At 58.7% G+C, this 20,467-nt stretch carries 17 protein-coding genes and 1 pseudogene; 5 read left to right on the plus strand and 13 right to left on the minus strand.

Annotated elements, in window-relative coordinates; all coding sequences use genetic code 11:
- Positions 1-126 precede the first annotated feature (126 nt).
- Genes LOY43_RS28540 through LOY43_RS28555 form a run of 4 tightly spaced genes read right to left on the minus strand, consistent with a single transcriptional unit; the run spans position 127 to position 5,072 of the window.
- On the minus strand, positions 127-1,278 hold the full coding sequence (locus tag LOY43_RS28540) for an acyltransferase (protein ID WP_095125077.1): 1,152 nt from the start codon (positions 1,276-1,278) through the stop codon (positions 127-129).
- Positions 1,268-2,197, minus strand: a complete 930-nt coding sequence (locus tag LOY43_RS28545; protein WP_095049594.1) for a class I SAM-dependent methyltransferase — start codon at positions 2,195-2,197, stop codon at positions 1,268-1,270. The genes LOY43_RS28540 and LOY43_RS28545 overlap by 11 nt, the downstream gene beginning before the upstream one ends.
- Positions 2,194-3,498: a glycosyltransferase gene (locus LOY43_RS28550; RefSeq protein WP_258709023.1), complete on the minus strand. Its 1,305-nt coding sequence runs from the start codon at positions 3,496-3,498 to the stop codon at positions 2,194-2,196. The genes LOY43_RS28545 and LOY43_RS28550 overlap by 4 nt, the downstream gene beginning before the upstream one ends.
- Positions 3,492-5,072 carry a glycosyltransferase gene (locus tag LOY43_RS28555; protein ID WP_258709024.1) on the minus strand — a complete coding sequence of 527 codons (1,581 nt, stop codon included), beginning with the start codon at positions 5,070-5,072 and terminating at the stop codon, positions 3,492-3,494. The genes LOY43_RS28550 and LOY43_RS28555 overlap by 7 nt, the downstream gene beginning before the upstream one ends.
- Positions 5,073-5,487: 415 nt before the next feature.
- Between LOY43_RS28555 and LOY43_RS28980 the strand changes: the two are divergent.
- The 5 genes and pseudogenes from LOY43_RS28980 to LOY43_RS28575 form a co-directional block, all read left to right on the plus strand.
- Positions 5,488-5,808, plus strand: a pseudogene (locus LOY43_RS28980) (NAD-dependent epimerase/dehydratase family protein); the annotation flags it as partial.
- Between the two features lie 24 nt (positions 5,809-5,832).
- Positions 5,833-5,991: a hypothetical protein gene (locus LOY43_RS28985; protein WP_371857735.1), complete on the plus strand. Its 159-nt coding sequence runs from the start codon at positions 5,833-5,835 to the stop codon at positions 5,989-5,991.
- A complete protein-coding gene (locus tag LOY43_RS28565; RefSeq protein ID WP_095049590.1) occupies positions 5,992-6,789 on the plus strand; it encodes an ABC transporter permease in 798 nt (265 codons plus the stop codon).
- Entirely contained in the window at positions 6,789-8,042 is a 1,254-nt protein-coding gene (locus LOY43_RS28570; protein WP_095049589.1) for an ABC transporter ATP-binding protein, read from the plus strand. Before LOY43_RS28565 ends, LOY43_RS28570 begins: the two co-directional genes overlap by 1 nt.
- A complete protein-coding gene (locus tag LOY43_RS28575) occupies positions 8,039-9,403 on the plus strand; it encodes a glycosyltransferase family 1 protein (RefSeq protein WP_095049588.1) in 1,365 nt (454 codons plus the stop codon). Before LOY43_RS28570 ends, LOY43_RS28575 begins: the two co-directional genes overlap by 4 nt.
- 209 nt (positions 9,404-9,612) lie before the next feature.
- Here the strand turns inward: LOY43_RS28575 and LOY43_RS28580 are convergent, their stop codons facing one another.
- The 9 genes from LOY43_RS28580 to atpG all read right to left on the minus strand — a co-directional run bounded on the left by LOY43_RS28580 (position 9,613) and on the right by atpG (position 20,418).
- A complete protein-coding gene (locus tag LOY43_RS28580; protein WP_258709026.1) occupies positions 9,613-11,643 on the minus strand; it encodes a pyridoxamine 5'-phosphate oxidase family protein in 2,031 nt (676 codons plus the stop codon).
- A gap of 45 nt (positions 11,644-11,688) precedes the next feature.
- Entirely contained in the window at positions 11,689-12,315 is a 627-nt protein-coding gene (locus LOY43_RS28585; protein WP_095049586.1) for a glutathione S-transferase family protein, read from the minus strand.
- Between the two features lie 105 nt (positions 12,316-12,420).
- A complete protein-coding gene (locus tag LOY43_RS28590) occupies positions 12,421-13,347 on the minus strand; it encodes a LysR family transcriptional regulator (RefSeq protein WP_258709027.1) in 927 nt (308 codons plus the stop codon).
- Positions 13,348-13,421: 74 nt separating this feature from the next.
- Positions 13,422-15,254 carry a glutamine--fructose-6-phosphate transaminase (isomerizing) gene (glmS, locus tag LOY43_RS28595; protein ID WP_095049585.1) on the minus strand — a complete coding sequence of 611 codons (1,833 nt, stop codon included), beginning with the start codon at positions 15,252-15,254 and terminating at the stop codon, positions 13,422-13,424.
- 2 nt (positions 15,255-15,256) lie between these two features.
- Positions 15,257-16,033 carry a DeoR/GlpR family DNA-binding transcription regulator gene (locus tag LOY43_RS28600; protein ID WP_007911964.1) on the minus strand — a complete coding sequence of 259 codons (777 nt, stop codon included), beginning with the start codon at positions 16,031-16,033 and terminating at the stop codon, positions 15,257-15,259.
- 160 nt (positions 16,034-16,193) lie between these two features.
- Positions 16,194-17,561: a bifunctional UDP-N-acetylglucosamine diphosphorylase/glucosamine-1-phosphate N-acetyltransferase GlmU gene (glmU, locus tag LOY43_RS28605; protein WP_095125081.1), complete on the minus strand. Its 1,368-nt coding sequence runs from the start codon at positions 17,559-17,561 to the stop codon at positions 16,194-16,196.
- Between the two features lie 118 nt (positions 17,562-17,679).
- On the minus strand, positions 17,680-18,105 hold the full coding sequence (locus tag LOY43_RS28610) for a F0F1 ATP synthase subunit epsilon (protein WP_007954164.1): 426 nt from the start codon (positions 18,103-18,105) through the stop codon (positions 17,680-17,682).
- A gap of 45 nt (positions 18,106-18,150) precedes the next feature.
- Positions 18,151-19,530: a F0F1 ATP synthase subunit beta gene (gene atpD / locus LOY43_RS28615; RefSeq protein WP_007911961.1), complete on the minus strand. Its 1,380-nt coding sequence runs from the start codon at positions 19,528-19,530 to the stop codon at positions 18,151-18,153.
- A 27-nt stretch (positions 19,531-19,557) separates the two neighbouring features.
- Positions 19,558-20,418, minus strand: a complete 861-nt coding sequence (gene atpG / locus LOY43_RS28620; RefSeq protein ID WP_007911960.1) for a F0F1 ATP synthase subunit gamma — start codon at positions 20,416-20,418, stop codon at positions 19,558-19,560.
- Between the last annotated feature and the right edge of the window lie 49 nt (positions 20,419-20,467).

Here is a 20,467-nt window from a genome sequence, read left to right on the forward strand (position 1 = left end):
CACCACAAGGCTGCAAGGTTACACAAATCCGCGTGGGGGCGAGCCTGATCGCGAAGGCGGTGTATTAGCCGAAAGCTGTGTGACTGACCCGGCCTCTTCGCGAGGAGGCTCGCTCCCACACGTCGATCAAGAGGTCACTTCAGAGGGCGCTACCTTCGCTCGGGACGTTGCGAGGCGTTTCACCAGTGCGGTGCCACGGTCGCGCATCGGCATTTCGATGAAGCGATAATTCAGTTCGCTGAGCAATACGATCAGACCGAATGCCAACAGCAAGGTAACGATCGGGTGTCCCGCCGGGCTCGGCAGTCCTGCTCCCTGCAAACGGAAAATCACTTCGCGCACCAGGAAGTACGCCGGAATGTGGATCAGGTAGATGCCGTAGGAACGACTGCCCACCCACGCCATCAACCGCTGCAAGCGTCCGGCCGGCAACAGATAATCCCGGTTGTAGGAGGCGATCCACACCAACAAGGCACTGAGTATCGCGATAGCGCCGATGCGATAGTGACTGGCAGAAAAAGGGTCGGTGGCCAGGTAACTCATCAGTAATCCGATGACGATCAGTGCTGAAGTCCCGACCCAGGGACGCCGCAGAAAAGTCGGTTGAAAGCGTTGATAGCTCGGTTGAACACTCCACATTGCCAATAACACGCCAAGGGCAAGCGCGTCGGTTCGCACGACCATCAGCAACGGCGTACGCACCAGCAACAGTTGCACGGCCACCAGCGCCAGCAATACCCACACCAGGTGTTTGCGACAGAGCAGAATCAGCAGCGGAAACAGCAGGTAGAACTGTTCCTCCAGCGCCAGACTCCAGTAGACGAAACTGCTGCCGTACTCATAACGAAAGAAGGCGTCGGCAAAGCGGAAATTGGCGTACTGCAATACCCCCGCGAGCGTGGCCTGCAGGTTGGCCTGTACCGTTCCGAATGCCCCGGAGCGGTTGAAAAACATGCACAGCAATAACACCAGTGCCAGCCATAACCAGGCCGATGGCAACAGGCGAAAGACTCGACGCAACCAGAAGTTACGCGTTTGCTCCCAGCACTCCTGACGGTTGCTGCAACCGCGCAGCGCAGGAATCAGACTACGGGCGATGACAAATCCGGAAATCGCGAAAAAAAGATCGACCCCCCACCACGGCTGCGCCCAGGCGTGAATGGATTCGAGCAGCGGCACAGGATCCTGGAACAGATTGCCGGACAGGTGATGAAACAGCACCCCGAGCACTGCAATGGCGCGCAGCACCTCGATATCCATGATGCGTTTACTGATCATCCGGTCTCCCCGCATCCAGTGGTTTACGGGCAATGATCACCTGGCTCTTGGGCATGAACTGGTCGAGGATCTGTTTGATCGCAAGCCCGTCGGGCCGGTCGAGCATCTCTTCCCAGGTTCTCGCCCACCCGCCCATCAAATGCGGGAACGGTGCCTGAATGCGATCGCGCACCGCACCGCCCGGATCCTTGCCGGCAGCCTTTTCGCTGGCCCAGAAGAAAATCATCCCCATCACCCAGAAGAACCCGGTGGCTTGCCGATGTTCGATGACCAACCCGGCATCCTCGACCATCGCCTCGAAGCGCTCCGGGGTGAAAATCTGTACATGATTGGGAGACTGGTAATAACTCGCGGGGGCGATACCTTTCTGCAGATGCTCGCCAACCGGTGCCGGCACGCTGAGCAGATACAACGCACCGGGCCGCCCCATACGCGCCAGTTCGGCCATGAACGACTCAGGCTCGTCGACGTGCTCCAACACCTCCATACACACCACTCGGCTCGCGCAACCGTCCGCCAGAGGCAAGGGCAAGCTGTTGCTGACCAGCCCCAGACTCGGCCTGGAACTCTTAGCTTCAACCTGACGCGCCAGCTCGCTCACTTTGTCGTGCTCACTGTCGGTGAAGATCACCGATGCGCCCTGACGTACCGCAAACAAAGTCGCGGCACCCTCGCCACAACCGACATCAAGCAAGGTGTCTTCAGGCGTTATGGCGAAGCCCTTGAGCAATTCGCCGCTGTCATTGAGAAACCAGCCGTCCAGAACCGCATCACGCAAACCGACGTCGCGCGGCGACCAGGTGAACAAGGGCTCCGGTTCGGATTCAGGTGTCGGATCAACCACGGGTTCGTCGACGGGTTCAACGGCTTGCGGCGCTTGCGGCTCGGCTAAAAATCGCTGGAACAATCGACGTATCATGCTCCGGCAGCCTCCATGGCAAGTTCAGCGCGGCGCTCGAACAGTTGCGCAAAAAATGCCTGCAAGCGCTGTTCAGCCACAGCCTGACTGCAAAACCCTCGCAGACTCTCCACGGCTTGCGCCGAAAGGTGCGCGTAACGCTGCGGATCGTTTTTGGCCACCGCGTAGCTGGCTCGGTAGGCCGCGCAAATCGACGCCCAATTGGCCGCGTAGCGCAGGGTCCGGTAGGCCGAGCGCGGATCGTGCGGCCAGGCCGTAAACTCCTCGGTCGCCTCGATCAGAAACGCGTTATCGATATTGAGATAGTCGATCATCGCCGTCGTGCACGGCGCCACGGCCGGTTTGCCGCAAGACATGAACTCCATCAGCGGCAGGCACTGGCCTTCGCCGTAGGACGTATTGACGACGTAACGGGTCGCCTGCACCAGCCGTTCGTAATCCGCGTCCGCCAGATAGCCATAGACCAGCACGATACGGCAGCGATAAGGCTGGTTTTTGTAGAGGTGATGAAGGATATCGGTGAGCGCCTCTTCGGCATCGTGGTGAGTGAGTTTGAGCACCAGCGTTGCGTCATCGTTCTCGCGAAAAGTCGCACAGAAGGCACTGATCATGTCCTCCCAGTTCTTGCGGCCGTCGCGCGGATTGAACACCGAGGTGTAGACCACGCCTTCGAGCAACAACGTCTGCTCGGTGACCGGTGCGAGGAAGTCGATACCCGGGCCACTGCGCAGATGAACCGGACCAAAGGCATCCAGATCGACCTCACGGCTGTCGACCACCAGCCCTTTGATCGTCAAACGTACCGAATCGACCACAGGTTGCCCCTGCAACTGAACGCCACGCGCGGCGAATCGATCCCAGACCGGGGCGGGTACGGCAACAATCGGGTAACCGATGCTCATCGCTTCGCGCACCGCATCGACCGTGTAAGTGGAATGGGTGATCGCCGCACCGCAGGCCTTGAGTGCAGTGCGCCAGTCGTTCAACGGATCGCCGGCAAATGGCTCGTTGGGGATGGTGCTGAATTCCCAGGCAAAGACAGGCAACGTCGGGCAGGCCAGATGCACCGGCGTGCGGTGCGGTGGCGAGAACGAGAGAAATACACACGGCTCGTCACGGGACTGGCAGTCGGCGTACAACGCATCGACTTCAGTGTTCGGGTCCATGACCTCGATCACCCGCCCGAGTCGCTCCAGGACCGGCCGATACTCCTTGAGAACGAAGTAATAGCTGTACTCCGAACGCCCGAGGTTACGGCTGATGGTGTGCTGGTTGGTTTCCGAATGGATGATGATCAGCATGAGGCGTTATCCGTAATCGGGGCAACGTTGTCGACCGGTGATGCCAGCCCGAAAAAATCGGCGACACGCTTTTGCAACGCCGGTTGCGCGCAGTAATCGTGCATGCGTTCGATCGCCGCCAGCGACATGCGCTGATACTCCTGGGGTTGTGTCTTGGCCATCCGATAGCTGTTTTCGTAGGCCTTCTTCAATGACCCCCAGTCCGGTCGATGCCGTTGTGCGCGAAACAGCATTCGCGGGTCATGGGGCCAGGTGCAAGCCTCTACGCTGGAGCCGACCACGAACGCCACAGACTCATCGATATAATCCTGCATCGCCGTGTGATCGGGAGCGATCACCGGTTTGCCGCTCGCCATGAACTCCATCAGCGGCAGGCACAGGCCTTCGCAATGCGAAGCGTTGACGTAAAAATTTGCGGACTGGTAAAGCCGTGCGTATTCGGCATCGTCCAGATAGCCGTGAATCATCACGACCCGGCAGGAGAATGGTGCCAGTTGCGCCAGCGGTGTCATCAAGTGTGCGTACACCGCCGCCAGATCACTCTGGGTAAATTTCATCACCAGTGTGGCGTCGGGGGTGTCACGAAACGCTGCGCAAAAGGCCGTCAGGATCTGTAGCCAGTTCTTGCGCCCGTCATCGGGGCGGAACACCGTCACGTAGACCACACCGTCCACACGGGTTTGCACCGTTAATGAACTGTCCGGCATATCTCGCGGTGGCGGTTGGACGGCTACCGGTAAAGGCTGTGGGCCTGCGATGTTTGGCAGACGTTTGCCGAGCCAGTCATGCAAAGTCTCTGGAACCAGATCGCGAATCCCTTCCCAGTACCAGTTCTGCAGAAACCTCACGCGTGGCACTGGCGGCTCCTGCTCGTGGCCCAGATTCAGCAACCACAACCGCAGGAAATGTCGGGCAATGATAAAGCGCCGCTTCAAGGTCAGCGGTGGTGGACGCAAGGCCTCCAGCTGTGCCTCGATTTCGGCCAGCTCTTCGGGGGTCAGCGGCTCGGGCAGCAGATTATCCGGATGCAGGTTCATTTGGCGAGAATCAAAGATGCAACCTTTGACCGTCAATGTCGTACCCGCATTGACCGGCGCGCTAACGTGTTGCTCACGAATCGCTGCAAAGTGCTCCCACAGCGGGGCTGGCAAGACCAACACCGGAAAGTCTTCGCCCATGGTGCGCTGGATCGCTCGGGCGGTGTAGCTGGACAGTGTGATCACGCGGCCATGTTTGGCCAGCATGCGCGTCCAGTCCTGGCGTGGATCGTTGCCCCACTGCTCGTTGGGGATGGAGTCGTACTCCCACGTCACAACACAAACGGTCGGGCATTGGAGATCGGTCAGGGTTTTCTGCGGCCGGGTGAACGAGAGGAAAACACTCTCCTGGCCAGCGGCGAGCAACTGTCGGTAGAGCGGATCTACCTCTGTCACAGCACTGACCACGTGCACTCGCCCGAGCGTTTCGAGCAACGGCACATAGGCCTTCAGCACAAAGTAGTGACTGGCATCGGGATGCCCAAGATTCTGGCTGATTGAACTGTCGTTGATGTCCGAATAAAGAATGAAATTCATGGCATTCCACAATGAAACTGCCATCCCGGCAGCCTCACACTATTACGGCAAAGCGTTGGATCGGATCAATATCCGTCCTCCGTCTTCGGTCCCGTCTTGTTCTTGTTTTAGTGGTCAGTTTCACCTTTTTTCACGACGATGCCGACGAGCCCGGCCAATCGTGACAAGGCGCATTCTAAACACATCCGCGAAGGGTTCGTGAACCGCCCGGCGAGAATTAATCGACTACGCTGACGAGAACTGACCGGTCACGGTTTGCCCTGTTGAAATTGCTGCGCAATTGGCACAGATTGGTCACAAACAACTACAACAACTGACTTCGCCTGCCTTTCACCCGGTTTTTCTTTCGGTCTGACAGACTTTTCCTCAAGGCCTGTGGGAAGGAGGCGCAAGTTCAAGACCAAGGGGTCGCTGTTTGAAAAAGCGTCTGTTCGTCACGGATCCGAGTGGATGCGTTGGACAACATATCCGGTCGCGTCTGGCATCGTCGGGTTGGTCGTGGGATTTGCTGCCTGCCGCGTCGACCTGCGAACTTATCCATTCGCTTAGCCACACCAATCTGTGGTCGCCACTGCCTGACGCAGTCATTCAATTGGCCGGGCAGCCCCTCGCCTCCGAAGCCTTCCGCGATCCGGCACGTACGCCCGAGATCAATCTGCTCGGTACGCTCACCCTGTTGCAGCGCCCCAAAACGCGCGGCCGTGCCGGCACATTCCTGTCTGCCAGTTCCGCTGACGCCTGCGTCCAGAACGGCTCATATCTGGCCAATTCCAAATCGACCTTCATCGCCGCCGGCCACAAGCATCGCCAGGAAAACTCCCATGTGATCGGTGTATCGAGCATAGGAATACGAGGCGGCGAATACCGGGGAGAGGACAACGTCGTCCGCTTCAAAAAACCATACAGCAGGACGACTTAAATGCTGCTTTCCGTTTATCGATCACTGCATGACTACCGAGGTTTCATCCTCGGCAGCGTGCAGAGAGAGTTCCAGGCGCGTTATCGCAATTCACTGTTCGGCGCCCTGTGGCCGATCTTCAATCCGCTGTCGATGATCGTCATCTACACCGTGATCTTTTCCCACATCATGCACACCCGCTTACCGGGCGTGGACGACAGCATGGCCTACAGCATTTATCTATGCGCAGGTCTACTGGCGTGGGGGCTGTTTGCCGAAATCACGCTGCGCAGCCAGAACATGTTTCTGGACAACGCGAATCTGCTGAAGAAGATCAGTTTTCCGAAGGTCTGTTTGCCGGTGATCGTGCTACTCAATGCGGCGATAAATTTCGCCATCATCATCGGCTTGTTTCTGGGTTTTCTGCTCATTACCGGACGCTGGCCGGGTATGGCATTGCTGGCGCTGGTACCACTGGTTGCCCTGCAAATGATGCTCTGCGCAGGACTCGGCATGATGTTGGGCGTACTCAACGTATTCTTCCGCGATGTCGGCCAACTGTTCGGTATCTGTCTCCAGTTCTGGTTCTGGCTGACCCCGATCATTTACCCCATCACCATATTGCCGGAGCGGCTGCAGAGCCTGCTGCAATTCAACCCTCTGACCAGCCTGATGGCTAGCTACCAGAATGTGTTCGTGTACGGCCAATGGCCAATCTGGAGTTCGCTGCTTCCGACCTTCGTGATTGGCGCCGCGTTCTGCGCAATCGGTCTGTGTCTGTTTCGCCGTCAGGTCGGTGCAATGGAGGATGAGCTCTGATGGGACATATTCGTGTGACCGGGCTAGGTAAAGCCTTCAAGCAATACCCCAGTCGCTGGAGCCGTCTGGCCGAATGGATGACTCCTTTTTCAACGCTTCATCACCGCCAGCATTGGGTACTCAAGGACCTCACGTTCGAGATTCCTGCCGGCCAAGCCGTGGGCATCGTCGGGGTTAATGGCGCTGGCAAGAGTACGCTGCTGAAGATGATCACCGGCACCAATCGCCAGACTTGCGGCACCATTGAGCTTTCGGGTCGGGTGGCTGCACTACTTGAGCTGGGCATGGGATTTCACCCAGACTTTACTGGCCGGCAAAACGCTGTGATGGCTGGGCAGTTGCTCGGCTTGCATCTCGAGGAAATCAACGCATTGATGCCACAGATCGAGAGCTTCGCTGAAATCGGCGAGGCGATTGATCATCCAGTGCGCACCTACTCCAGTGGCATGCAGATGCGGCTGGCGTTCAGCGTCGCCACCGCACGCCGACCCGATATTCTGATCGTCGACGAAGCGTTGTCCGTGGGCGATGCCTACTTCCAGCATAAGAGTTTTGAACGCATCCGCGGCTTCCGCGCGGCCGGCACCACCCTGCTGATCGTGTCCCACGACCGCTCGGCGATTCAATCGATCTGCGATTCGGCGATTCTGCTCGATGGTGGCCGCATGGCCATGCACGACACGCCCGAAGCAGTGATGGATTACTACAACGCCTTGCTCGCTGAACGTGAGGGCCAGACCGTTCGCCAGGAAATACTCAGCGGCGGCCAGGTACAAACTGTGTCGGGCACCGGTGAGGCCGGCATTCTGCGCGTGCGCCTGCTGGATGAATCCGACCGTTCCATCGAAGTCGCCGAAGTCGGCCAACCCGTAGTACTGGCTGTGGATGTCGAAGTGCGTCAGGACCTCGAACGTCTGGTCCTGGGGTTCATGATCAAGGATCGCCTCGGCCAGCCCATGTACGGCATCAACACCCATCGCCAGAACCAGGCACTGGAAAACGTGCGGGCCGGCGAGCGCATCACCTATCGCTTCGCGTTTGTCATGGGGCTGGGCAAAGGCAACTACTCCGTGGCCCTTAGCCTGTCGCGGCTCGACTCGCACCTGGACCGCAATTACGAATGGCGGGATCTTGGTCTGGTGTTTCATGTCATCAACAATCGACGCGAAGATTTCGTTGGTTGCTCGTGGCTCAATGCTCAGACCACGATCAACCGGCATACCGAAGTCAGCCTGCTCGAGCGCACACCATGAACCGCTTGCTAGTGGAATGCACCCATGTGTTTAAACACCCGATGGTCAACTCGGGTATTCAGCGTGTAGTGCGAAACGTCATTAATCAATTGCCCGCCAGCACCGAAGGCATCGAATGCATGCCGGTGGTGTTGCTCAATGGCCAACTCTATCGCGTGCTGCAACTCGCACCGCTCAATACGCCATTCTTCAATAAACTTGAAAACTTCGGAGAACGCCTGGAGCGCCTGGCCCATCGCCTCTGCCAATGGCATGAGCGGCGCGATGCACAATGCACCTCGAAACTGACGCGACGGATTTTGTATGTCGGCTACCGGCTGACCAGCTTCGGCGCGTTCGGCCTGCAACTGCGCCTGATTCGACGGATCAATCGCTCGCAATTGCTTAAACGTTGCACCCCGCTCCAACACCAGCCGGGGGATCAACTGCTGTTGCTGGACTCGTCCTGGCACTCGGACTTTTTCGCCCAGGTCGAGCGAATCAAACGCGACGGCGTCGGCGTGATTGCGGTGATCTACGACCTCATTCCGCTGACTCATCCACAGTTTTACGAATCCCGGCTGGTTGGGGTTTTCAGCGAGTGGTTCGACTGGATCACCCGCACGGCCGATGGCTACATGGCGATTTCCGCAACGGTACGCGATCAACTGCGTGAGGAGTTGAAGTACCGAATCGGTACCGAACGGACCGACAAATGTTGGTTCGATTTTTTTCACCTTGGCTCCGAACTTGATCTGCGAAACACCGAAGGAACCGTCGAGCCGCGCCTGAAGAAGTTGTTTATGACAACCGATCCGGTGTTCCTGATGGTGAGCACCATTGAGCCGCGCAAGAACCATGCGTATCTGCTCGACGCCTTAGAACGCGCCTGGGCCGCCGGTTCCACGGCACGGTTGTGTATCGCCGGGCAGGTCGGCTGGAAGTGCGATGCCCTGCTTGCCCGTGTGAGCAATCATCCAGAGCTTAACCGGCGCCTGTTCATGTTCAACGACCTCAGCGACACCAGCCTCGAACATGCCTACGCCCACGCCAGCGCGTTGGTGTTCCCCTCGTTCGTTGAAGGCTTTGGTTTGCCGCTGGTGGAAGCCATGCAACGCGGCCTGCCGGCGATGGGCAGCGATATTGCAGTGTTCCGCGAAATTGCCGGCGAGTTCATGGCGTATTTCGACTTGCAGGATCCGCAAAGCCTTGCCGACCTGATCAATGGCTTCCAACGCAGCGGGAAGTTCCCCGCCGCCCGCAATATTGCCGACTGGCAGTGGATCAATTGGCGTGAGGCCAGCCTGCAACTGGTCGAACGCAGCGTGCGAAATATCGTGGGAGCTCGTGCGAAGCCAACAAGACGCCGAGCACGGGCATAGGCCATTACGGAGACGAACTGCTCAACTCCTCTCGCAGCGAAGCCGTCGGCGAAAGCGTCGCTCCCCGACTGATGCCGGGATTCAACGCTGGCGGAAGCTGCCTGCAAGGCTATCGGCAATTGATGCCACTGCTGCGACAGATTCCAGATGCCTGTCAGTGGTGAAAACGACTGATTCGAAATCCGCAAAAATTCGTCGCAGGAAAGTAGCTACAGATCCAGTACCAGCGGCTGATTGCTTTGTGCCGGAACGGCACAGCAAATCAGCACATGCCCCGCTTCCGGAATATCCGCCGGCACCTGTGGATAATTCACCGCACCACTGACCAGTCGGGTCTTGCAGGTACCGCACGAACCACCCCGGCAACTGAACTCCGGACGCAATCCGCGGCTTTCCGCCAACTCCAGCAAACTCCCGCCATCGGGCTGCCAGCGCGCCTCTTTTGCCGAACGCTCGAACACCACCGGCACCGAAGTGGTCGCCGCAGGCGGTTGTTCGATGACAATCGCGTCCGGATCGGCCTGACGTTTCAGCGTCGACGGGCCAAAGGTTTCCGCGTGAATCTGCGCGTCGCGCACATCCAGTTCGCGCAGGGTGTCGTACAACCCTTGGGTAAAACCACCAGGGCCACAGAGCACAAAGTCGAGCTGATCGAAATCCTCGGCCTCCAGCAGGTTCCTCAGCACCGCGCCGTCGATGCGCCCATGCACATCGAAATCCTCGCCCTCTTGCAGATCGGCTTCCGGCTGGCTGAGCAAACGCAGCACTCGTACAGAATCGCCTGCGGTTTCGAGCAAACGATCCAGCTCCTTTCGAAATGGCTGATCCGCCAGACTGCGCGAACTCTGCAGCAACAACGTCGGACGAATCCCCCGCGTGCGCAAGCCCTGGTACACAACCTCGCGCAACATCGACAGCAACGGCGTGATGCCGACCCCGGCAGCCAGCAGCACCAACGGTCGCTGTTCCAGCGGCGCCACGGTGAAATGCCCCTGCGGCGCCCGCGCCTCGAGCACATCACCAACGCGAATCTGCTCATGCAGGTGCGAGGAAATCAGCCCTTCGCGCTTCACGCTGATCCGGTAGAAACCATCCGATGGCGCACTCGAAAGACTGTAGGTGCGGATATGCACCTCGCCATCAATAGTGAAACGCACTGGCAAATGCTGACCCGCGAGAAACACTGGCAACCCGGCGCCATCGGTTGGCTCCAGATAGATTGAACGGATGCTGCGACTTTCTGCTTCGATCTTCGCCACGCGCAACGGCCGCCATTGATTACCCAGTGCCTGCGCCTGCAAACGCGCGTCCGCCTCGGCCCAATTGCCGGTCAGCAGGCTGGTCGGCGACATGCCGTCGAAGCGCCAGCGTAACGCCAGAGCGGCCGGACGCCGCACCAGTTTTTCCACCTCAAATGTCCACAGCCGTTCCGCACCTTGAAAGGCTTCAATCTGCGGGTCATCGAGAAGGATCTCGGTACGCCCGCTGAGTTGCAGCAGATCACCTGTGGAAAAGTCGATGAACAGCAAGCCAGCCTTGGGATTGAGCAGCAGATTGCCGAGGGTGTTGAAATGCAGATTGCCGGCAAAGTCAGGGATGGTAAGACGATTGCCTTTCACACGGACGAAACCGGCCTGGCCACCCCGGTGGGAAACATCCACCGCACGCTGGCCGTCGACATCCACATAACTGGCAACAAAAAACGTATCGGCGCCAGTGATCAGCGCAACGGCCGCGTCATCGAGGCCGTGCAGATGCTCAGCCGGACGTGTCTGCGGATCTGTCAGCGGCACCCGCTGAAACTGACGCAGTTGAATGTATTGCGGGCAGTTGCCGAAGGCCTGATCCACGCTTACTTCAAAACCATCAGCGCTCAGATTGCCGACATGGCCGTTGAGGCGATTGCGCCGGCGGGTATGCAATTCGATGCCGAGTAAACCGATCGGCTCGCCATTGCGCAGTTGCGCCGGGTCATCGGCAGCAGGCTGGCTGGCGAAATGCAAATGCTCGGGATCCGGCGAACGGGCAAACCCCGGCGCACCTTCGAGCACACTGGCCCACGGCATCCCCTGCGCATCAACTGCGCCGTACAGCATGAAAGGCAGTTGCTGATAGAACTCTCGGTGCTGATCCGGCATCCAGGTGCGAATCACCTTACGCCCGAAGGCTTCCATACGATCGGCAACGCCGACATGGGCCTGCAATTGCTGTTCGCCAGCGTGCCACGGTGAACGTTCCATCACGACCTCTCCCCTGCACCGTCGGCGCAGTGTCGATTGCGAAAATCAGGCAGTGGTTTGCAGACCGGCAACCGTACGCGGCATGCCGACGAAACCAGGCAAGGCTTCAACCCGCGCCAGCCAGGCGCGGACGTTGCCGTAATCGTCCAGTGACACGTTGCCTTCCGGTGCGTGGGCGATGTAACTGTAGGCAGAAACGTCGGCAATGGTCGGTTCGTCGCCGGCCAGGTACGCGGTTTTGCCCAACTCGATGTCCATCACGTTGAGCAGGTTGTGCGCCCGGGTGATTGCCTCGTCCGCATTCAGTTGTGCGCCAAACACCGTGACCAGTCGCGCTGCAGCGGGCCCGAAAGCGATCGGTCCGGCTGCGGCCGACAACCAGCGCTGCACACGTGCGGCGCCGACAGGATCCGTTGGCAACCAACGGCCGTTGCCGTATTTCTGCGCCAGGTACACCAGAATCGCGTTGGAGTCGGCCAGCACCACACCGTCGTCATCGATGGCCGGCACCTGGCCGAAACTGTTGATCGCCAGATACGCCGGCTGCTTGTGCTCACCTTTGGCCAGATCGACGAAGATCAGCTCGGTCGGCAGTTGCAACAGGGACAACATCAGCTCGACACGGTGGGCGTGGCCGGAACGTGGAAAGTTGTAGAGTTTGATCGCTTGCATGGTCGACTCCGCTGAACAGTGGCGCCGCTGCGAGGATGAGAGCGCCGATGGAGGCCATCTTGCGCTGATCGCGAAAACAACAGAATCACCAGCAACTGCAATCGATTATTTCATCGGGTGCAATAACGCAGCGCCTTTCAAAGCAGGATGTTCGCGCAAAGCGTTGGCGGTGAAATCGACAAAACTGCGGATCCGCGCCGGCGCCTTGCGCCCTCCCTGATACACCACATGGATCGGCAATGTCGGCAGTTCAAATTCAGCGAGGACGATTTCCAGCTCACCGGTCACGATTTTGCTGGCAACTTGATAAGACAGCACCCGAGTCAAGCCCAGCCCCATGCAGGCTGCGGTAATCGCTGCCTGATTGGCGGTCACGATCAGACGCGGCTCAGGACGCACGCTAAGCGGTTCACCCGCGTCGAGAAACGGCCAACTGCGTTGCTGGCCAATCGCTGAAGTCGCCACCACTGGCGCGCCCGCCAACGCGTGGGGATGAGCCGGTCGGCCATATTTGGCAAAGTAGTCCGGCGAGCCGCAAATGACCCTACGCACCTCACCCACGCGAACAGCATGCTGACTGCTGTCCGGCAGATCACCGATGCGCACCGCCACATCGATGCCCTCCTCGACCATGTTGACGATCCGATCAACCAGTACCGCATTGATCGTGACATCCGGATACTGCGCCAGATAACGCGCCATCAGCGGCGTCACAAACAAATCACCGAACAACACCGGCGCTGTGACCGTCAGTTGCCCACGCGGCTCGGCATGACTGCCCGCTGCCGAATCCTCGGCTTCCTGCACCTCAGCGAGAATCCTCCGACAATCCTCCAGATAACGCTGCCCGGCTTCGCTCAAATGCACACTGCGCGTAGTACGAATCAGCAACTGCGTGCCGATGCGCAACTCCAACGCCGCCACCGCACGCGTGACGCTGGCCGCTGACAAACCCAGACGCCGCGCGGCAGAGGAAAAGCCTTGCTCTTGGGCGACGGTGGTGAAGATGTGCATTTCCTGGAAGCGATCCATGGTGCCTCTCGAGTCAGATACAAAAATCGCAGCCGAAGCTGCGATTTTTTGTGCGTAGGTCAGCTGTGGATAACTTATTCCACCGTCACCGACTTCGCCAGGTTACGCGGCTGATCGACGTCCGTGCCCTTGAGTACCGCCACGTAGTACGACAGCAACTGCAGCGGAATCGTGTAGAGGATCGGCGAGAGGATGTCGTGGATGTGCGGCATCTGCACCACGTGGGTGCCTTCGCCGTTGGTCATCCCGGCTTTCTCATCGGCGAATACGATCAGTTCACCGCCACGGGCACGGACTTCCTGCAGGTTGGATTTGAGCTTTTCCAGCAGTTCGTTGTTCGGCGCGACGGTAACCACCGGCATATCGTTATCCACAAGCGCCAGCGGGCCGTGTTTCAGTTCGCCGGCCGGGTAGGCTTCGGCGTGGATGTAGGAGATTTCCTTGAGTTTCAAGGCGCCTTCCATTGCTACCGGGAATTGCGCACCACGACCGAGAAATAGCGTGTGGTTCTTCTCGGCGAACAGCTCGGCGATTTTTTCCACGGTGCTGTCCATGGCCAATGCTTCACCGAGACGGGTTGGCAGACGACGCAGTTCCTCGACCAGACGCGCTTCAACGCCCTCGGCTAACGTCCCGCGTACTTGACCCAGCGACAGAGTCAGCAGCAACAGGCCGACCAGTTGCGTGGTGAAGGCTTTAGTCGAGGCGACGCCGATTTCGCGGCCGGCCTGGGTCAGCAGGGTCAGGTCGGATTCGCGCACCAGCGAGCTGATGCCAACGTTGCAGATGGCCAGGCTGGCGAGGAAGCCCAGTTCCTTGGCATTGCGCAGCGCCGCCAGGGTGTCGGCGGTTTCGCCGGACTGCGAGATGGTCACGAATAAGGTGTCCGGCTGCACCACCACTTTGCGGTAGCGGAATTCGCTGGCGACTTCGACTTGGCACGGAATGCCGGCCAATTCTTCGAGCCAGTACCGCGCGACCATACCCGCGTGATAACTGGTGCCGCACGCGACGATCTGCACGTTGCGGACTTTGGCGAACAGTTCGGCCGCTTGTGGGCCGAACGCTTGCACCAGCACCTGATCGTTGCTCAGGCGACCTTCGAGGGTTCGTTGTACAACGGCCGGTTGCTCGTGGATTTCCTTGAGCATGTAGTGGCGGTATTCACCTTTGTCGGCAGCTTCAGCACCATCGCTGTACTGCACGGTCTGGCGCTCGACGGCATTGCCGTTGATGTCCCAGATCTGCACGTTATCGCGGCGAATTTCGGCGATATCGCCTTCTTCCAGATACATGAACCGGTCGGTGACCTGACGCAGGGCCAATTGGTCAGAGGCGAGGAAATTCTCGCCCAGACCCAGACCGATCACCAATGGGCTGCCACTGCGCGCGGCGACCAGACGATCAGGCTGTTTGGCATTGATCACCGCCAGACCATAAGCACCGTGCAATTCCTTGACCGTCGCTTTAAGCGCAACGCTCAGGTCTGGCTGATCCTTGAGCTTGTGGTTGAGCAGATGGGCGATAACTTCGGTGTCGGTATCCGAAGTAAACACGTAACCCAGCGCTTTCAGTTGTTCACGCAGGGCTTCGTGGTTTTCGATGATGCCGTTGTGCACCACCGCGATGTCGCCGGAGAAATGCGGGTGCGCGTTACGCTCGCACGGTGCGCCGTGGGTGGCCCAGCGGGTGTGAGCAATGCCGAGACGGCCAACCAACGGATGCTCGGCCAATGCGGCTTCGAGTTCGCTGACCTTGCCCGGACGACGCATGCGCTCGAGGGTTTCGTCGTTGGTAAAGACCGCGACACCGGCGCTGTCGTAGCCGCGGTATTCAAGGCGCTTGAGGCCTTCGAGCAGGATGGCGGTGATATTACGTTCAGCAACTGCGCCGACAATTCCACACATGCTTATTTCTCCTGACTGACAGCCGCGCAAATCACGGTGATACCGCGGGCCTGTATCTGATCGCGCGCTTCGATAGGCAGGCGATCATCGGTAATGAGGGTATGGACGCTGCTCCACGGCAGTTCCAGATTGGGAATCTTGCGACCGATCTTGTCGGCCTCGACCATGACGATGACTTCTCGCGCCACCTCGGCCATGACCCGGCTAAGTCCCAGCAATTCATTGAAAGTCGTCGTGCCGCGCACCAGATCGATACCGTCGGCGCCAATGAACAACTGGTCGAAGTCGTAAGAGCGTAGTACCTGCTCGGCGACCTGGCCCTGAAAGGATTCCGAATGCGGATCCCAGGTGCCGCCAGTCATCAACAGCACAGGCTCGTGTTCGAGTTCGCTCAAGGCATTGGCGACGTGCAGGGAATTGGTCATCACCACCAAACCCGGCTGCTGGCCAAGTTCGGGGATCATCGCGGCAGTGGTGCTGCCGCTGTCTATGATGATGCGCGCGTGCTCGCGGATGCGTTTCACCGCCGCGCGGGCGATGGCCTGTTTGTACTTGGAAACGCTCTGCGCGGTTTCCGCGACCAGTTCCTGCGGCATGGTGATCGCCCCGCCGTAGCGGCGCAGCAACAGACCGTGGCTTTCCAGCGCGGCGAGATCCTTGCGAATCGTAACTTCCGAGGTTTCGAAGCGCTTGGCCAGTTCATCCACACTGACTTCGCCCTGCTCGTTGAGCAAGGCGAGGATGTTGTGGCGGCGTTGCGGCGTGTTGCGTTTCGACATGGCGACTTAAGTTTCGTTTCGAAAGATAACGGAAGCAATCAAAACCTATCGGCTCTAAATCGTCAAGCTGTCACCCAAAAAAAATCGCAGCCTTCAACATTCCCGTAGGAGCTGCCGAAGGCTGCGATCTCTTGATCTTCAAAAAACCGCTGTGGATAACTCAGCTCTTCTTGATCTTCTCCGGCCGCTTCCAGCCGTCGATATTTCTCTGCCGCGCTCGGCCCACGGCCAACTGCGCGTTATCCACATTCTGCGTAATCGTCGAGCCGGCCGCCGTGGATGCACCGTCGGAGATATCCACAGGCGCGACCAGCGAATTATTGGAACCGATGAACACATCTGCACCCAGCACGGTTTTCCACTTGTTGGCGCCATCGTAGTTGCAGGTGATGGTGCCGGCGCCGATGTTGGTACGCGCACCGATCTCTGCATCGCCCAGATAAGTCAGGTGTCCCGCCTTGGCGCCTTCGCCCATGCGGGCATTTTTCAGCTCAACGAAGTTACCCACATGTGCGCCCGCTTCAAGCACGGTGCCTGGACGCAGACGCGCGAACGGGCCGGCATCACTGCCCTCGCCCAGTACGGCACCTTCGATATGACTGTTGGCTTTGATGACCACGCCTTTGCGCAGGGTGCTGTCCTTGATCACGCAGTTCGGGCCGATCACCACGTCATCTTCGATGACAACGTTGCCTTCGAGGATCACGTTGATGTCAATCAGCACATCGCGACCGACGGTCACTTCACCACGCACGTCAAAGCGCGCCGGGTCACGCAGGGTGACGCCTTGCGTCATCAACCGACGACCAGCGCGCAACTGGTAATGACGCTCCAGCTCAGACAGTTGCTTGCGATCGTTGGCGCCCTGCACTTCCATTGGGTCGTGCGGTTGCTCGGTGGCGACCACCAGACCATCACTGACAGCCATCTCGATCACGTCGGTCAGGTAGTACTCGCCCTGCGCATTGTTGTTCGACAGACGGCTCATCCAGTCAGCCAGACGATTGGCCGGGACAGCAAGAATGCCGGTGTTGCCTTCAGTAATTGCGCGTTGCGCTTCGCTGGCATCTTTGTGCTCAACGATTGCGGCCACCTTACCGTCGATATCGCGCACGATGCGGCCGTAACCGGTCGGGTCATCCAGCTCGACGGTGAGCAAGCCCATCTGTCCAGGCACGACGTGCTTGAGCAGACGCTGCAGGGTTTCGACTTCGATCAGCGGCACGTCCCCGTAGAGGATCAGCACGGTGTCGGCAGTAATGAACGGCACCGCTTGAGCGGTGGCGTGGCCGGTGCCGAGTTGCTTGTCCTGCAGGACGAAATTCAGATCGTCGGCAGCCAGTCGCTCGCGCACCACGTCGGCGCCGTGACCGATCACCACATGAATGCGTTGCGGATCAAGTTGCCGGGCGCTGTGGATAACATGACCCAGCATGGAGTTGCCGGCAATCGGATGCAGCACTTTCGGCAGTGCCGAACGCATACGAGTGCCTTGACCGGCCGCGAGGATAACGATTTCAAGAGACATGACTGGCTACCAATCCTGGGTGGTCAGCAACTGCGACCGGGTTTCGGGAATTCGGAAAAGAAAAAAGGGTAGCCGAGGCTACCCTTTTTTATCAATCGCACAACAAGCGGCTGACGGATTAACCGCCAAACTTCTTGCGGATCTGCTGGACGGTGCGCAGCTGAGCTGCAGCCTCGGCCAGACGTGCGGACGCAGCTCCGTAGTCGAAATCTGCGCTCTTCTCGTGCAGAGCAGCTTCGGCAGCCTTGAGAGCTGCCTGGGCTTGAGCTTCATCCAGGTCGGCGGCGCGTTGCACGGTATCGGCAAGCACCTTGACCATGTTCGGCTGAACCTCGAGGAAACCACCGGAGATGTAGAACACCTCGGCTTCCCCGCCTTGCTTGATCAGGCGGATCGGACCTGGCTTCAGATTAGTGATCAGCGGCGCGTGACCCAGAGCGATACCAAGATCACCCAGTGCACCGTGCGCAATCACCATCTCGACCAGGCCGGAAAAGATTTCCCCTTCCGCGCTGACGATATCGCAATGGACTGTCATAGCCATCTGATTGCCTCAACCTAAATTAGCGCCCGTTGCCGGGCGCCGGGATTACAGTTTCTTGGCTTTCTCGATCGCTTCTTCGATGCCGCCAACCATGTAGAACGCTTGTTCTGGCAGGTGGTCGTAGTCACCGTTGAGGATGCCTTTGAAGCCAGCAATAGTGTCTTTCAGGGAAACGTATTTACCCGAAGCACCGGTGAAGACTTCAGCCACGAAGAACGGCTGCGACAAGAAGCGCTGGATCTTACGAGCACGGTTTACCAACTGCTTGTCGGCTTCCGACAGCTCGTCCATACCCAGGATCGCGATGATGTCCTTCAGCTCTTTGTAACGTTGCAGAACGTACTGAACGCCGCGAGCGGTGTCGTAGTGGTCCTGGCCGATTACGTTCGGGTCCAGCTGGCGCGAAGTCGAATCCAGTGGATCTACCGCTGGGTAGATACCCAGGGAAGCGATGTCACGGGACAGAACGACGGTGGCGTCCAAGTGGGCGAAGGTGGTCGCTGGCGACGGGTCGGTCAAGTCATCCGCAGGTACGTATACCGCTTGGATCGAAGTGATCGAACCTTCCTTGGTCGAAGTGATACGTTCTTGCAGAACGCCCATCTCTTCAGCCAGGGTCGGCTGGTAACCTACTGCCGAAGGCATACGGCCCAGCAGTGCGGATACTTCAGTACCGGCCAGGGTGTAACGATAGATGTTGTCGACGAACAGCAGAACGTCGTTACCTTCGTCACGGAACTTCTCGGCCATGGTCAGGCCGGTCAGTGCTACGCGCAGACGGTTACCCGGCGGCTCGTTCATTTGACCGTAAACCAGTGCCACTTTGTCCAGAACGTTGGAATCCTTCATCTCGTGGTAGAAGTCGTTACCCTCACGAGTACGCTCACCCACACCGGCGAACACGGAATAACCGCTGTGCTCGATGGCGATGTTACGGATCAGTTCCATCATGTTTACGGTTTTGCCTACACCGGCACCACCGAACAGACCGACTTTACCGCCTTTGGCAAACGGGCAAACCAGGTCGATAACCTTGATGCCGGTTTCCAGCAGGTCGTTGCCGCCTGCTTGCTCAGCGAACGAAGGCGCTGGACGGTGAATGCCCCAACGCTCTTCGGTGTCGATCGGGCCAGCTTCGTCGATCGGGTTACCGAGGACGTCCATGATCCGGCCCAGGGTCGCTTTACCGACCGGTACGGAGATGGCTGCGCCAGAGTCGGTAACTTCCAGACCGCGCTTCAAGCCCTCGGTGGAACCCATCGCAATGGTGCGAACCACGCCGTCGCCCAGCTGTTGCTGAACTTCCAGAGTGGTTTCAGCCGCGCTCACTACTTTCAGCGCGTTGTAGATGCTCGGTACGCTGTCGCGTGGAAATTCCACGTCGATAACGGCGCCGATGATTTGAACGATACGTCCGCTACTCATAGCTGGATCCTCTGAATATTTGAACCGTTAAACCGCGGCAGCGCCGCCGACGATTTCCGAGATCTCTTGGGTGATCGCAGCCTGACGCGCCTTGTTGTAGATCAGCTGCAAATCGCTGATCAAATCACCGGCGTTGTCGGTAGCGTTCTTCATCGCGATCATCCGCGCAGCTTGTTCAGCCGCGTTGTTCTCGACCACCGCCTGGTAGACCTGCGACTCAACGTAGCGGACCATCAAGCCGTCAAGCAGCTCTTTGGCATCCGGTTCGTAGAGATAGTCCCAGTGGTGCTTGAGATCCTGATCCGGGGTTGCCACCAGTGGAATCAACTGCTCCACGGTAGGCTGTTGCGTCATGGTGTTGATGAACTTGTTGGACACCACGGACAGGCGGTCAATACGGCCGTCCAGGTAGGCATCCAGCATCACCTTGACGCTGCCGATCAGATCATTGATCGACGGCTCTTCACCCAGGTGGCTGATAGCTGCAACGACGTTACCGCCGAAGTTGCGGAAAAAGGCCGCACCCTTGCTACCAACGACACACAGATCAATCTCGACGCCGTTTTCGCGGTTTACCGCCATGTCCTTGACCAGGGCCTTGAACAGGTTGGTGTTCAAGCCGCCGCACAGACCACGGTCACTGCTCACCACAACATAACCAACGCGCTTGATTTCGCGGTCGATCATGAACGGGTGGCGGTATTCCGGGTTGGCGTTGGCCAGATGCCCAATAACCTGGCGGATACGCTCCGCATAAGGACGGCTAGCAGCCATGCGCATTTGTGCCTTGCGCATTTTGCTGACCGCCACTTTTTCCATGGCGCTGGTAATCTTTTGCGTGCTTTTGATGCTCGCAATCTTACTGCGAATCTCTTTTGCGCCTGCCATGTAACACCTATCAGGTTAGCAAGCGGGAGCCTCGCGGCTCCCGCTGCGG

It is taken from the genome of Pseudomonas sp. B21-041 (assembly GCF_024748675.1).
GTDB lineage: Bacteria > Pseudomonadota > Gammaproteobacteria > Pseudomonadales > Pseudomonadaceae > Aquipseudomonas > Aquipseudomonas neuropathica.

Excerpts from the sequence above, each read along its gene's own strand:
- LOY43_RS28540 (WP_095125077.1), bottom strand. The coding sequence starts at position 1,278 with ATGATCAGTAAACGCATCATGGATATCGAGGTGCTGCGCGCCATTGCA.
- LOY43_RS28545 (WP_095049594.1), bottom strand. The coding sequence starts at position 2,197 with ATGATACGTCGATTGTTCCAGCGATTTTTAGCCGAGCCGCAAGCGCCG.
- LOY43_RS28550 (WP_258709023.1), bottom strand. The coding sequence starts at position 3,498 with ATGCTGATCATCATCCATTCGGAAACCAACCAGCACACCATCAGCCGT.
- LOY43_RS28555 (WP_258709024.1), bottom strand. The coding sequence starts at position 5,072 with ATGAATTTCATTCTTTATTCGGACATCAACGACAGTTCAATCAGCCAG.
- LOY43_RS28565 (WP_095049590.1), top strand. The coding sequence starts at position 5,992 with ATGCTGCTTTCCGTTTATCGATCACTGCATGACTACCGAGGTTTCATC.
- LOY43_RS28570 (WP_095049589.1), top strand. The coding sequence starts at position 6,789 with ATGGGACATATTCGTGTGACCGGGCTAGGTAAAGCCTTCAAGCAATAC.
- LOY43_RS28575 (WP_095049588.1), top strand. The coding sequence starts at position 8,039 with ATGAACCGCTTGCTAGTGGAATGCACCCATGTGTTTAAACACCCGATG.
- LOY43_RS28580 (WP_258709026.1), bottom strand. The coding sequence starts at position 11,643 with ATGGAACGTTCACCGTGGCACGCTGGCGAACAGCAATTGCAGGCCCAT.
- LOY43_RS28585 (WP_095049586.1), bottom strand. The coding sequence starts at position 12,315 with ATGCAAGCGATCAAACTCTACAACTTTCCACGTTCCGGCCACGCCCAC.
- LOY43_RS28590 (WP_258709027.1), bottom strand. The coding sequence starts at position 13,347 with ATGGATCGCTTCCAGGAAATGCACATCTTCACCACCGTCGCCCAAGAG.
- glmS (WP_095049585.1), bottom strand. The coding sequence starts at position 15,254 with ATGTGTGGAATTGTCGGCGCAGTTGCTGAACGTAATATCACCGCCATC.
- LOY43_RS28600 (WP_007911964.1), bottom strand. The coding sequence starts at position 16,033 with ATGTCGAAACGCAACACGCCGCAACGCCGCCACAACATCCTCGCCTTG.
- glmU (WP_095125081.1), bottom strand. The coding sequence starts at position 17,561 with ATGTCTCTTGAAATCGTTATCCTCGCGGCCGGTCAAGGCACTCGTATG.
- LOY43_RS28610 (WP_007954164.1), bottom strand. The coding sequence starts at position 18,105 with ATGGCTATGACAGTCCATTGCGATATCGTCAGCGCGGAAGGGGAAATC.
- atpD (WP_007911961.1), bottom strand. The coding sequence starts at position 19,530 with ATGAGTAGCGGACGTATCGTTCAAATCATCGGCGCCGTTATCGACGTG.
- atpG (WP_007911960.1), bottom strand. The coding sequence starts at position 20,418 with ATGGCAGGCGCAAAAGAGATTCGCAGTAAGATTGCGAGCATCAAAAGC.